The organism is Arthrobacter sp. SAFR-044 (genome assembly GCF_059414985.1).
The window spans coordinates 525,036-537,725 of record NZ_JBPFDN010000001.1; the positions used below are offsets into that span (position 1 = coordinate 525,036).

The 12,690-nt window shown below is 67.7% G+C and carries 12 protein-coding genes; 8 read left to right on the forward strand and 4 right to left on the reverse strand.

What is annotated here, in order from left to right; genetic code table 11:
* Positions 1-7: 7 nt before the first annotated feature.
* Together ACR65J_RS02295 and ACR65J_RS02300 are read right to left on the reverse strand one after the other, a co-directional pair.
* Entirely contained in the window at positions 8-775 is a 768-nt protein-coding gene (locus tag ACR65J_RS02295; protein ID WP_440165666.1) for a VIT1/CCC1 transporter family protein, read from the reverse strand.
* A 101-nt stretch (positions 776-876) separates the two neighbouring features.
* A complete protein-coding gene (locus ACR65J_RS02300; protein ID WP_440165668.1) occupies positions 877-2,046 on the reverse strand; it encodes a DUF4439 domain-containing protein in 1,170 nt (389 codons plus the stop codon).
* A gap of 106 nt (positions 2,047-2,152) precedes the next feature.
* On the opposite strand from ACR65J_RS02300, the gene rimP reads away from it, so the two are divergent.
* The 5 genes from rimP (at position 2,153) to rbfA (ending at position 8,109) form a co-directional block, all read left to right on the forward strand.
* Entirely contained in the window at positions 2,153-2,764 is a 612-nt protein-coding gene (gene rimP / locus ACR65J_RS02305) for a ribosome maturation factor RimP (protein ID WP_440165670.1), read from the forward strand.
* Positions 2,764-3,744 carry a transcription termination factor NusA gene (gene nusA, locus ACR65J_RS02310; protein ID WP_159632360.1) on the forward strand — a complete coding sequence of 327 codons (981 nt, stop codon included), beginning with the start codon at positions 2,764-2,766 and terminating at the stop codon, positions 3,742-3,744. The genes rimP and nusA overlap by 1 nt, the downstream gene beginning before the upstream one ends.
* A 178-nt stretch (positions 3,745-3,922) precedes the next feature.
* The gene (locus tag ACR65J_RS02315; protein ID WP_440165673.1) at positions 3,923-4,213 is read left to right on the forward strand and encodes a YlxR family protein; all 291 of its coding nucleotides are present in this window, start codon (positions 3,923-3,925) and stop codon (positions 4,211-4,213) included.
* Between the two features lie 210 nt (positions 4,214-4,423).
* Complete coding sequence (infB, locus tag ACR65J_RS02320) at positions 4,424-7,345, forward strand: translation initiation factor IF-2 (RefSeq protein ID WP_440165675.1); 2,922 nt, start codon at positions 4,424-4,426, stop codon at positions 7,343-7,345.
* A 254-nt stretch (positions 7,346-7,599) separates the two neighbouring features.
* The gene (gene rbfA / locus ACR65J_RS02325; protein ID WP_440165676.1) at positions 7,600-8,109 is read left to right on the forward strand and encodes a 30S ribosome-binding factor RbfA; all 510 of its coding nucleotides are present in this window, start codon (positions 7,600-7,602) and stop codon (positions 8,107-8,109) included.
* 91 nt (positions 8,110-8,200) lie between these two features.
* Here rbfA and ACR65J_RS02330 read toward each other — a convergent pair whose 3' ends face one another.
* Positions 8,201-9,328 (reverse strand): ScyD/ScyE family protein, encoded by a 1,128-nt coding sequence (locus ACR65J_RS02330; protein ID WP_440165678.1) that lies wholly within the window; start codon positions 9,326-9,328, stop codon positions 8,201-8,203.
* 173 nt (positions 9,329-9,501) lie between these two features.
* Between ACR65J_RS02330 and ACR65J_RS02335 the strand changes: the two genes are divergently transcribed.
* Positions 9,502-10,005 carry a nucleoside deaminase gene (locus tag ACR65J_RS02335; RefSeq protein ID WP_440165680.1) on the forward strand — a complete coding sequence of 168 codons (504 nt, stop codon included), beginning with the start codon at positions 9,502-9,504 and terminating at the stop codon, positions 10,003-10,005.
* A 2-nt stretch (positions 10,006-10,007) separates the two neighbouring features.
* Positions 10,008-10,445 (forward strand): thioredoxin, encoded by a 438-nt coding sequence (gene trxA / locus ACR65J_RS02340; protein ID WP_440165682.1) that lies wholly within the window; start codon positions 10,008-10,010, stop codon positions 10,443-10,445.
* A gap of 18 nt (positions 10,446-10,463) precedes the next feature.
* Here the strand turns inward: trxA and ACR65J_RS02345 are convergent, their stop codons facing one another.
* Positions 10,464-11,618, reverse strand: a complete 1,155-nt coding sequence (locus ACR65J_RS02345) for a pyridoxal phosphate-dependent aminotransferase (RefSeq protein ID WP_440165684.1) — start codon at positions 11,616-11,618, stop codon at positions 10,464-10,466.
* Between the two features lie 137 nt (positions 11,619-11,755).
* Here ACR65J_RS02345 and truB point away from each other — a divergent pair, with 137 nt between their 5' ends.
* Positions 11,756-12,688, forward strand: a complete 933-nt coding sequence (truB, locus tag ACR65J_RS02350) for a tRNA pseudouridine(55) synthase TruB (RefSeq protein ID WP_440165686.1) — start codon at positions 11,756-11,758, stop codon at positions 12,686-12,688.
* Positions 12,689-12,690: the final 2 nt, after the last annotated feature.

Genomic DNA, 12,690 nt, shown 5'->3' on the forward strand with positions numbered 1-12,690 from the left:
CACGGGATCAGACAACACCGGAGGCGCCGAGCAGGTTGCCGATGACGAACGTTGCCGCGAGTGCCAGGGCCCCGCCCACCACCACACGGACAGCTGCCCGGGTTTTCGACCCGCCGCCAATCCAGGCACCGAGTGTACCCGTCAACGCCAGGGCCACCAGGACCGATATGAAGGTCAGCGGCACCCGGAGCCCTGGCGGCGGAAGCAGGATGGCCAGCATGGGCAGGATGGCCCCAATGGTGAAGGCAATGGCCGAGGCGAAGGCCGCATGCCAGGGGCTGACGATGTCCGCTTCGTCGATGTTGAGCTCGGCGGACAGGTGCGCTGCCAGGACGTCGTGGGCCGTCAGCTCCTTGGCGACCTTGGCCGCCGTTTCAGGGGTGAGGCCCTTGGCCTGGTAAATGGCGGTCAGCTCGGCCAGTTCCGCTTCCGGATCCTCCTCGAGTTCGCGGCGTTCCTTCTCGATCAGCGCCCGCTGGCTGTCGCTCTGGCTGCTGACCGAAACGTATTCTCCCAGCGCCATGGAGACCGCACCGCCCACCACGCCGGCTACGCCTGCCGTGAGGATGGGGCCCGCCTCGGCGGTGGCCCCGGCCACGCCCACGACGATCGCGGCAACCGAGACGATGCCGTCGTTGGCGCCGAGGACACCGGCGCGCAGCCAGTTCAGCCGGTGCGCGGTGTCGTCGCCGTGCGGTTCCGTCTCAAGATGGCGGTTCAGGTCCGGGCCGGCCGCACCGGCTCCCGGAGCGTTGGCCGGTTCGTCCGCGTTCATTCCTTCAGCAAACCACCCCCGCCGGTCCAATGCCACCCCCGGACAAGGCCTCCCTGCCGGCAGGGATCCAGCACGGGAAGGCCGGCTGTTAGCCACGGGGTTCAGGATGCGGCGGGCGACGGCGCCACGCTGGCCCCGGCGGGAAGGCCGGTCCCAGCGGGAAGGGCAGGCAGTTGGCCGGCGTCCAGGGTGAGGCCCGGAACAGGCCCGGGATCTACGCCCCACTGCAGGGCACGTCCTGCGGCGGACTGAAGGGCAGCCAGGGCCCACTTCCGGTCCTGGCCCTGGGATACCGCCACCACGTCGCCGTAGGACGCCAGCGTAGCCGCCTCGAGCTTGCCCAGGGCCGCCGCCGGCGCAGCCAGGAAGCCGGGGCCAAGGACGTACCCGGGCTGTTGCGGCACGGAGCCGCCGCAGGCCGACCTAAGGCGTTCCGCTGCGGCCGCAGCCAGTCCCTTGTGCACGCCCAGGAAGTCCGACGCCGGGGCCGCCTCAGCGGGAGCGAGGCGGGGGAGTGCTGCCTGGTAGCCGTAGACGGCCTGCTGCTCGGCGGAAATGGCGGCGGCGAGGGCCTGGCGCGTGCTTGGGGGAGCGGTGGCCAACGTGCTTTCCTGCGCGGCCGGGGCTGAAGCAGCCGGGGCTGAAGCAGCCGGGCCTGTAGTGGACGCGCACGGAGAAGCGGCTGCTGCCGCCCCGGGCACCTCGGCACCAGGTCCTGCCGTTCCCTGCGGCACGGGGATCCCGGCGGCGACGGCAAGACGCCGGGCCGCGATGAGCTGCGCGGTGCCGGTGCCCGCGAGAAGCCGTGCCATGCCGCCGTCGGCCGTTTCAGCGTCCTTGAGCCGGGCTGTCCCGCTGTTGGCCAGGGCCTGGATCAGCTCCGCGGTGCTTTGCGGAGCGGCTGCGGAAGCTGGCGGCGCAGAAGCCGGCGGCGATGTCTGCGCTGACGCGTTCGCAGGCCCGGACGCGGAGTCGGACCCAGGGGACACCAGCGCCCTGGCCTGGATGGTCAGCAAGGTCACAACAGGGTCCAACGCGTTGGAATCCGCGGTGCCGGCGGATGCGAGCCCCAGTCCGGCGGCCCGCAGATCGAGGGCCGCGCCGAGCGCTGCTGCCCGGGCCTGCTCCGAAAACGGGGGCTCGGCAGGAGCAGGCTCTTCCGCGGGAATCAGGGCGAAACCGAGGCTCAGGACCACCAGGGCAGCAAGGGCAAGGACGGCATATCGGAGGGTGCGCATGCGGGGGTTGGTGTCCTGGCGGGGGTCTTTCACAACAGACCATGGTGTCACGCTGAGGGGGCACCCGGGTGCACCGCTGGGCCGGTAAAATGGCTACGCTAGTAAACACAACATCATCTATAGGGAGGCGGCCGGCATCGTGAGCAACGCAGAAGCTACGGCTTCACCAGACCACACCGGCTCGGGAAGCGGAACCGCGCCGGCCCACAATCCCGAAGCTGCCCGGCTCCGGGCCCTCCTGGAACCCGCAGTCCAGGCCAACCGCCTGTACCTCGAGGACGTGGCCATCATTCCCGGCTCCCACCGGGTTGTCCACGTTGTGGTGGACCTGCCACAGGAGGAAACCGGCGGGGTCAGCCTGGACGTCATCGCCGACATCTCCAGGGTGCTCTCTGACGTGCTGGACAACGACCCCAAAGACGACGGCCGTCCCTACGACCTCGAAGTGTCCTCACCTGGCGTCGGGCGTCCCCTGACCGAAAGCCGGCACTGGCACCGCGCCCGCGGCCGGATGGTCAAGGTCAACGTCATCCAGGGCGAAAACGTCACCGGCCGCATCCACGCCGTGGACGACGGGGGAGTGACACTGATCCCCGAGGTGCCCGTCAAGAAGGGCATGAAGCCCCGGCAGGGTGAGCCAGTAAAACTTCCTTTCGACAGGATCCGCAACGGAAAAGTCGAGATCGAATTCAGCCACCTCCCGGAGGACGGTCTGGAACCTGAACACAATGGACCTTCCGAGGAGGCCTGATGGATATTGACATGAGCGCACTGAGACTTTTGGAGCGTGAGCGTGAAATCCCGCTGGACCTCCTGATCCCCACCATCGAGCAGGCGCTCCTGGTGGCCTACCACAAGTCACCCGGCGCCTTCGAAAAAGCGCGCGCCGAACTGGACCGCAAGAGCGGACACGTTACCATCTGGGCTGTCGAAATTGACGACGACGGCGCCCCCATCGGTGAATTCGAGCACACGCCCGAGGGGTTCGGCCGCATCGCAGCCAGCACCGCCCGGCAGATCATCCTGCAGCGGCTCCGCGACGTTGAGGACGACAACGTCCTGGGCGAATTCAAGGGCCGCGAAGGCGAACTGGTGTCCGGCACCATCCAGCAGGGCAACAACCCGCACATGATCCAGGTCAACCTCGGCTCGATCGAGGCTCTCCTGCCGCCGCCCGAGCAGGTTCCAGGTGAGAAGTACATCCACGGCAACCGGCTGCGCGCCCTGGTCATCGATGTGCACCGCGGCACCAAGGGCCCGTCCGTCACGCTGTCCCGGTCGCACCCCGGCCTGGTCCGGAAGCTCTTCGAACTCGAAGTACCCGAGATCGCCGACCACTCCGTGGAAATCGTGGCGCTGGCCCGCGAAGCCGGGCACCGCACCAAGATCGCCGTCAAGGCGAACACCCCGGGGATCAATGCCAAGGGTGCGTGCATTGGTGAAATGGGCTCCCGCGTCCGCGCCGTCATGACAGAGTTGAACGACGAAAAGATCGACATCGTCGACTTCAGCGAAAACCCCGCTACCTTCATTGCCAGCGCCCTCTCACCGTCACGCGTGAATTCGGTCACCATCACGGACGAAGCCACGCGCTCCGCCCGGGTTGTGGTTCCCGACTACCAGCTGTCCCTGGCCATCGGCAAGGAAGGCCAGAACGCCCGCCTGGCGGCAAAGCTCACCGGGTGGCGCATCGACATCGTCTCCGACGCCGCGGGCAACCGCGATAAGTAAGGACCCGGCAGGGTGGCTGGCGCGCTGCGGCGGCCACCCGGTTTCGGGCAGAACGGCCCGGAGGGGCTAGAATAGATAAGACCGCGCCTAACGGCCGGTAGCCGTGTGCCTTGGGCGTGCTCGTTTCCGTGACTGCGGAGGCGGTAAACCTGCGGCCAGCAGAAAGAACGTCAGGACGATGACCGTGGCAGAAGTGCTTTCCACCGGGAATCAGCCCCAACGTACCTGCATCGGATGCCGGAAGAAAGGCCCGCGGTCGCAGTTGCTCCGGCTCGTCGCCGAAGGCAGCGGGTCAACCGCTGTCCTGGTGGATGAACGACGCCGGATGGCTGGCCGGGGTGCATGGCTGCACCCCAGCACATCGTGCCTGGCTCTGGCGATCAAGCGGCGAGCCTTCGGACGTGCCCTTCAGGGCGCGACCGGGACCGCCGCCGTCGAACACCGGATCACGTCAGGCCCGAAATGTTGACGCCGCCCCGGTGGCTGCAACACCAACCGTCCAACCTGAAAGCGGGTCAGAAATCTGATGGAAACCCGATGAGTTCCCAGCGATGAGTGCGTAACGATGACAACTTTGTTGCGCTCTGCAATGGGCCCCTTCGCATCAACAGCGGCTGGGGTCCGCAGTAAGAAGTAGACGGTTCGTGCCTGGCTCGGTGCGGACCGAGACAGGAGAAATGTGGCCAAGGTCCGCGTACATGAGCTCGCCAAAGAGCTCGGTATAACTTCCAAAGATGCAGTAACCAAACTGCAGGAACTGGGCGAATTCGTTCGCTCCGCCTCGTCAACCATCGAGGCCCCCGTTGTGCGGAAACTGCGCAACGCCTTCCCCGACGCTGCCGCGAAGTCGGCGGCACCGGCCGCAGCGCCCGCCGCTGCCCCGAAGGCACCCGCTCCCGCAGCAGGTACCCGTACTTCAGCCCCGGCTCCCGGCCCTGCTGCCCCCAAGGCTCCGGCCCCCAAGGCAGAGGCGCCGGCTCCGGCTGCCCCCGCCGAGCCCGCTGCCAAGGCAGCAGCTCCGGCCCCCGCAGCCCCTGCCGCCCCCGCGGCTCCGTCTGCGGCTGCTCCGTCTGCGGGTGCCCCGTCCACGGGTGCCAAGCCCGGTGCACGCCCGGCTCCCAAGGCCGAGACCCCTGCTCCCTCCGCCCGTCCGGGTGGTTCAACGCCCGGTGGTTCCGGCCCCCGTCCCGGCGGCCCCCGCCCGGGCAACAACCCCTTCGCCACCTCACAGGGCATGCCCCGTGGCCGCGGCGGAGACGGTGAGCGCGCTCCGCGTCCTGGCAACAACCCGTTCGCCACGTCCCAGGGCATGCCCCGTCCGGGTGGCGGCCGCGACGGTGACCGTCCAGGCGGTCCCCGTCCCGCAGCCGGTGCCGGTGGGCCGCGTCCCGGTGGGCCCCGTCCCGCAGCCGGCGCCGGTGGACCCCGCCCCGCAGCAGGCGCAGGCGGACCCCGTCCCGGCGCACCGCGTCCCGGCGGTCCCCGTCCCACTCCCGGCATGATGCCCAACCGCACTGAGCGTCCCGCACCCGCAGGTGCTGGCCGCCCAGGTGGCGGACGCGGTCCCGGACGCCCCGGTGGCGCTCCCGGTACCGGTGGTCCCGGTGCCGGTGGCGGTGCTCCCGCCGGCGGCGGCTTCGGCAAGGGTGGCCGCGGACGCGGTGGCACGCAGGGTGCTTTCGGTAAGGGCGGCGCAGGCCGTGGCAAGCAGCGCAAGTCGAAGCGTGCCAAGCGCCAGGAACTTGAGCAGATGAGTGCCCCGTCGCTGGGTGGCGTGAGCGTACCCCGCGGCGACGGCAACACTGTCATCCGGCTTCGCCGTGGCTCGTCCATCACGGACTTCGCCGACAAGATCGAGGCAAACCCCGCCGCACTGGTCACCGTGCTGTTCCACCTTGGTGAAATGGCCACGGCCACCCAGTCGCTGGACGAAGAGACCTTCGCCCTGCTGGGCGAGGAACTGGGCTACAAGCTCCAGGTTGTCTCGCCGGAGGACGAGGAGCGCGAGCTGCTCTCCGGCTTCGACATCGACTTCGACGCTGAGCTCGAAGCCGAAGGCGACGAAGACCTTGAGGCACGTCCTCCGGTAGTCACCGTCATGGGCCACGTCGACCACGGTAAGACCCGACTGCTCGATGCCATCCGCAAGTCCGACGTCATGGCCGGCGAACACGGCGGCATCACCCAGCACATCGGTGCCTACCAGGTCACTCACAACCATGAGGGTAATGACCGCAAGATCACCTTCATCGATACCCCGGGCCACGAGGCGTTCACCGCCATGCGTGCCCGTGGTGCCAAGGTCACCGACATCGCCATCCTGGTGGTCGCAGCGGACGACGGCGTCATGCCGCAGACCGTTGAGGCCCTCAACCACGCCCAGGCAGCCAACGTGCCGATCGTCGTGGCCGTGAACAAGATCGACAAGGAAGGCGCCAACCCGGACAAGGTCCGCGGCCAGCTGACCGAGTACGGCCTGGTTCCCGAAGAATACGGTGGCGACACCATGTTCGTAGAGGTCTCTGCCCGCCAGAACCTCAACATCGACGAGCTGCTCGAGGCCGTCCTGCTCACCGCGGACGCTGCCCTGGATATGCGCGCCAACCCGAACAAGGACGCCCGCGGCATCGCGATCGAAGCCAACCTGGACAAGGGCCGCGGTGCTGTTGCCACCGTCCTGGTCCAGTCCGGTACCCTGCGCGTCGGCGACACCATCGTGGCAGGCACGGCCCACGGCCGCGTCCGTGCGATGTTCGACGACGACGGCAGCGCCCTGACCGAGGCCGGCCCGTCCCGCCCCGTCCAGGTGCTGGGTCTGTCCAACGTGCCGCGCGCCGGCGACACCTTCTTCGTGACCGCTGACGAGCGCACCGCCCGCCAGATCGCGGAGAAGCGTGAAGCTGCCGACCGCAACGCCGCCCTGGCCAAGCGCCGCAAGCGCATCAGCCTGGAAGACTTCGACCAGGCCGTCGCCGAAGGCAAGATCGACACCCTCAACCTCATCCTCAAGGGTGACGTGTCCGGTGCCGTGGAAGCCCTCGAAGACGCACTGCTCAAGATCGACGTTGGCGAAGGCGTGCAGCTGCGCGTCATCCACCGCGGTGTTGGTGCCATCACGCAGAACGACGTCAACCTGGCAACGGTCGACTCCGCCGTCATCATCGGCTTCAACGTCAAGCCCGCCGAGCGGGTTGCCGAACTGGCAGACCGCGAAGGCGTGGACATGCGCTTCTACTCCGTCATCTACGCAGCAATTGATGACATCGAGATGGCACTCAAGGGCATGCTCAAGCCGGAATACGAAGAAGTCCAGCTCGGCACCGCCGAGGTCCGCGAAGTCTTCCGCTCCTCCAAGTTCGGAAACATCGCCGGCTCGATCGTCCGCTCGGGCATCATCCGCCGCAACGCCAAGGCCCGCATCAGCCGCGACGGCAAGATCATCGGTGACAACCTCACCGTTGAGACGCTCAAGCGGTTCAAGGACGACGCCACTGAGGTCCGCACGGACTTCGAATGTGGTATCGGTCTTGGGTCGTACAACGACATCACCGAAGGCGACATCATCGAGACCTTCGAGATGCGCGAGAAGCCGCGCGTCTAAGCTGGTTCTCAAACCAGTGGCTGGGCGCCTCCGAGTTTTGGGGGCGCCCCGCCCCTACGCTGGGCGGCAAAGGATCTTGCGATCCTTTGCCGCCCAGCTCCGGTAGGCCCGATGCCACTCCCGGGCGCCCCCAAAACTCTCCGGCATCTTCCTTGGCTCACCACGGCGAGCAGCACCTTAGGCGACCTTATCCGCCCAATTTGCTGCGCCGTCGTCGTAGGTCCCTAATTTTTTTCTTCTTATAGGAGTTGTTCATGGCTGATCCGGCACGTGCTGCCAAGTTGGCGCAGCGGATTAAGGTTGTTGTTGCTGAGGCTCTGGGCCGGAAGGTCAAGGATCCGCGGCTGGAGGGCATTACTGTCACCGATGCCCGCGTGACCAATGATCTGCAGCATGCCACTGTTTACTACACCGTCCTGGGCGACCAGACCGTCCAGGCTGATGCCGCCAAGGGGCTTGAGAAGGCCAAGGGTGTGCTTCGGCAGGAGGTGGGCCGGAACATCACCGTTCGCCTTACCCCCACCCTCGAGTTCGTGGCCGACCAGATTCCGGTCAACGCCTCCAACCTGGAGGAGCTGCTCCGGGAGGCCCGCAAGCGGGACGCAGAGGTTGCCGCCCTGGCAGCCAACGCGCAACACGCCGGCGACGCCGACCCGTACAAGACCGATGCATCCGGTGAGGTGGATATCGACGAAGACGACTTCGACGAAGAGGACCTGGACCTCACCGACGACGAGGACCTCGACGAGGACGGCAACAAGTAAAGACGCAAACAAGGGCCCGGGAGCCAGTCCCGGGCCCTTGGCATTTAATTCCTGTTGCTCCTATGGCTCCTGACTCCTGCTTGGCCTGGCGCTACCGGAGGTCCGCCTTGATCACCTTGCCCGCGGGCGGCTGGGACGGGTCACCCAGGGCGTCGATGGTCGCGTAGAGGGTATGGTCGCTGATGTCCACATCCGCCGGCATGTTCACCGTCAGGAACCGGGAGCGGTCCCCGTTACAGGTGAACTTCAGGATTTCGCCGCCGAACAGCGACGCCACATAGACATCGCCGTTGCCCGCAATCGCCAGGCCCGTCGGGCTGAGGATGTCCTCTGCCCAGAGGTCGGTGTCGCCGTTCCACGGATTGATCCTGAAAATGGCACCGCGGGCCCCGAGCTCAGGTCCTTCCGGGCCACCCGGCAGGGACGTCACGTACAGCATCCCGTCAGGTCCGATCCCCACATCCGTGGGAACCGGTTCAAAGGCATACTCATGGCCAACCACGCACGCGGGCACCTCCACCGTGTTTCCCATCATGTCCGTCGGAATCCGCAGGCCTGCCGGAACCACGGCCGGCCGCGGGGGCAGGACCGCGACGGTGTCGATGTCACCGTTCTTCAGGTTCACCTTGAGCACGGCGTTCATGCCTGCATCCGCAACATAGGCTGTGTTGCCACGTACCGCCAGTGCATACGGATGGGAATCCACGATGCCCTTGTAGGTGGCGGGAGGGAACTTCGGCCACGCCGCGAGGCACCGGGCGCTGACATCGTCGCCAAATCCGTAGTGCTGGTCTCCGTCGGGGTTGTGGCGCCGCTCGTAACCGGCAAAGTCGGCGATGGTGTCCACATCACCCCCGGCGTCGATGGACTTCAGGTATCCGTGCAGCCCGGCGGGGTCGCCCTGGCCGGCCCCCACGCTCTCCAGGAAGTACGTCGTGTTCCCGCGGGTGTCAGCGCCTGCTACCTCCCAGCCCTGGGAGGTACCGCTGGAAAGGTCTTCGGTGGTTCCGTCGCGGGCGATGCGGGTGAGCTTCCCGGCGAAATCCTGGGACACCTGGACCGATTTTCCGTGTCCGGCCGTGACGTGCAGCGGCGAGACGAAACCACCCGCCAGAACGTCATAGTCCGGCGTCTTCGAGGAAGCTGCGGCAGGGCCTGCGGACGCTATGGCAGCGGCCGAGGCCGCCATACAGGCTAAGAGTGCGAGTCTTTTCTTCATGGGGTACTCCGGGGTGCGGGGCCCTTGCGGGCTGGATATGGAAGCCTCGGTAGAGGCGAAATACATCCCCGGGCGCAAGCGTAGGCCCCTACCGGCTGGTAGTGGTTACGGGCATCCCCCTTTTTGGCCCCCTTTCCATCCCCCCATGGGGCTCCCGTGGCTAGGATCGTGCTATGAGTTCCGAGGATGCCAGTATCAGCCCGCCTGACCACCCTGAGTTGAGCCGATACCTTGAACAGGCCGTGGACCTTGCCACGCAGAACGTCGGCGAGGGCGGCGGCCCCTTCGGCGCAGTGGTGGTAACGCCTGACGGGCGCGTCCATGCCGGCGTTAACAGGGTGACCCGGGACAACGACCCCACCGCCCACGCCGAGGTGGTGGCCATCCGGGCAGCGGCGGCGGCAACAGCGGACTTCGACCTCACCGGCTCTGTCCTGTACGCAAGCTGCGAGCCGTGCCCCATGTGCCTGGCCTCCGCACTGTGGGCCAGGATCGGCCACGTCTACTTCGCCGCGGACCGGCACGGGGCCGCAGCTGCAGGCTTTGATGACGCGCTCTTCTACGACTACTTCAGCGGCGCCGCGCCGGAGCTGATGCCGGTCACCAGGGGTGACATCCCGACGTCGGACGTCCCCTTCCAGGCGTGGCGCGCCTTTGACAGCAGGAAGGAATACTAGCCATGGAACCTACACTCCTCAGCTGCCCCGCGTGCGGGAAGACCAACCGGGTGCCGGCGCAGGCTGCGGGCCACCCCCGCTGTGGCAACTGCAAGGCGGACCTGCCGTGGATAGTGTCCGCAGGCGACGCTGACTTCGCTGCGGTGGCGGAGCAGTCGTCAGTTCCGGTGCTGGTGGATTTCTGGGCAGCGTGGTGCGGACCCTGCCGGATGGTCAGCCCGGTCCTCGACAAGCTGGCCCGGGAGCGGCCAGGGAAGATCAAGCTGGTGAAAGTGGACGTGGACAAGTCGCCCGGCCTGTCGCGGCGGTTTGACGTGCAGGCCATCCCCACGCTGATGGTGCTCGTGGACGGGAAGGTCGCGGCACGCCAGGCCGGCGCCGCCCCGGCGGAGGCCCTCCGCACGTGGCTGGACCGGGCACTGGCCGGCGCACGCAGCTGACCCTGGCCGCCGCCGGTTTTACCGGGCGGCAGGAAGCCGGGACAGCCCGTCCAGCAGGTCCTGCTTCCGGCCGCACAGCGCGATCCGGACCCACCCCTCGCCGATGGATCCGAAGGCGGTTCCGGGGGCCAGCGCCACGCCGGAGTCGGCAAGGAACCGCCGGACCCAGCTCCGGACATCGCCGCCGGCCACGTGGGACATGTCCGCCCACAGGTAGAACGCGCCCTGCGCCGGCAGGTAGCGGATCCCCTTCGAAGCCAGGACCGCGGAGGCGGCATCCCGGTTCTCCCGGTAGTGCTGGTGCGCGTGCCGCACGTAATCCTGCGGGCCGGTGAGGGCCGCGAGCGCCGCATACTGCGGGGCAGACGCAACGCAGGAAACGATCGATTCCATGACGTTGTCCATCTTCTGCTCAAGCCCCGGCGGGCAGACGAGTGCCCCGATCCGCAGCCCCGTCAGCCCGTAGGTCTTGGACAGCGTCAGCGACGTGAAGACGCGGGCATCCTCTGCGGTGCCGCCATCGAACCTTGCCGGACTGACGTGGGGCACATCGTAGGTAAACGCCTCATAGCATTCGTCCGAGATCACCCAGATGTCGTGCCGCCGGGCCAGGTCCACCAGCTCCCGGACCAGGTCCTTGCTCAGCACAGCGCCGAGCGGGTTGGACGGGGAGTTAAGAACCAGCACCCGGGTGCGGCTGGTGATGAGGGCCTCGACGTCGGCAACCCTGGGCTGGAAGCCATGGTCCGGGTGCAGCGGATAACCTACCGGAACGGCATTCAGCAGCCGGCTGGTCATGGCAAAGGTGGGGTAGCCCGGGTTCGGGATCAGGATCTCGTCACCGGGGGAGAGCAGCAGGCTCATGGCGAAGTGCAGGCCCTGCTGGGCGCCGGACACCACATACACCCGCTCCGCGCCGACGTCCACGCCCTGCTCCTCCCGGAACCTTGCGGCGAACGCTTCCCGCAGGGCCGGGATCCCGGCGTTGGGCGTGTAGTTGGTCTCGTCCCGGTCCAGGCACGCGATGCCCGCGTCCAGGACGTGGCGGGGGAGGGGAAAGCCGGGCTCCCCGATGCTGAGCACCACGGCGCCGGGAGTTCGCCAGGCGGCCTCGGTAATCTCGCGGATCTGGTTGACGGGCACGTCGCGGACATGGGCGGCAAGCTCAGGCATGCCAGCCATCCTAGCCGTCCCCTGCCCTGCCTCCGCCCCGCCCGGTGACGTGGCCGCCGTGGTGGGCCGCCGCCGTCGTCCACGCCCGGCTCCATGCCTGGACAGGGGCCCCAACCTGCGCCGATATACTGGGAGGCGTGCTTTCTGGACTGGTGATAGTGGACAAGCCGCAGGGATGGACCAGCCATGATGTGGTTGGCCGGATGCGGCGCCTCGCAGGGACCCGGAAAGTGGGGCACGCAGGAACCCTTGATCCCATGGCCACCGGAGTCCTGGTGCTTGGCATCAACAAGGCCACCCGGCTGCTGACCTACATCGTGGGCACCTCCAAGACCTACACCGCCACCATCCGCCTGGGCCAGTCCACGGTGACCGATGACGCGGAGGGCGAGGTCACGGCCACCGCCAGCGCGGCCGGCACCACCGAGCAGGAGATTTACGACGGCGTCGCGGCGTTGACCGGCGATATCCAGCAGGTGCCCAGCAGCGTCAGCGCGATCAAGGTGAACGGCGAACGCGCCTATGCCCGTGTGCGGTCCGGCGAGGACGTCAAGCTCGCCGCGCGCCCCGTCACCATCCACCGGTTCGACGTGCACGGCGTCCACAGGGACGCAGCGGCAGGCGTGGTGGACCTGGACGTGACGGTGGAATGTTCTTCCGGGACGTACATCCGCGCCCTGGCCCGGGACCTGGGCAATGCCCTTGGCGTGGGCGGCCACCTCACAGCGCTCCGGCGGACCCAGGTGGGCCCCTACTCACTTGACCAGGCGCGCACCCTCGAACAGCTCGCCGACGAGCTCGACGTCCTGGACATGTCCCTCGCTGCCAGGGCACTGATGCCCAACCGCGAGCTCACCGCCGAAGAAACCACCGAAATCTCCTTCGGCCGGCGGATCGCAGCAGGCGCGGCAGCCGGCACTCCCGGTGCCGCCACCGCCGAGCACCCTGCCGCGGCCTTCGCGCCCGATGGCAGCCTGGTGGCCCTGCTGGCCGACGCGGGCAGTTACGCCAAGCCGGTCCTCGTCTTCACGCCGGGCAACGGTGCCGCAACCGCACCCGCGGAGGCGTAGGC

Coding starts and splice junctions, on each gene's coding strand:
- ACR65J_RS02295 (WP_440165666.1), bottom strand. CDS start 775: ATGAACGCGGACGAACCGGCCAACGCTCCGGGAGCCGGTGCGGCCGGC.
- nusA (WP_159632360.1), top strand. CDS start 2,764: ATGGATATTGACATGAGCGCACTGAGACTTTTGGAGCGTGAGCGTGAA.
- ACR65J_RS02315 (WP_440165673.1), top strand. CDS start 3,923: ATGACCGTGGCAGAAGTGCTTTCCACCGGGAATCAGCCCCAACGTACC.
- rbfA (WP_440165676.1), top strand. CDS start 7,600: ATGGCTGATCCGGCACGTGCTGCCAAGTTGGCGCAGCGGATTAAGGTT.
- ACR65J_RS02330 (WP_440165678.1), bottom strand. CDS start 9,328: ATGAAGAAAAGACTCGCACTCTTAGCCTGTATGGCGGCCTCGGCCGCT.
- ACR65J_RS02335 (WP_440165680.1), top strand. CDS start 9,502: ATGAGTTCCGAGGATGCCAGTATCAGCCCGCCTGACCACCCTGAGTTG.
- trxA (WP_440165682.1), top strand. CDS start 10,008: ATGGAACCTACACTCCTCAGCTGCCCCGCGTGCGGGAAGACCAACCGG.
- ACR65J_RS02345 (WP_440165684.1), bottom strand. CDS start 11,618: ATGCCTGAGCTTGCCGCCCATGTCCGCGACGTGCCCGTCAACCAGATC.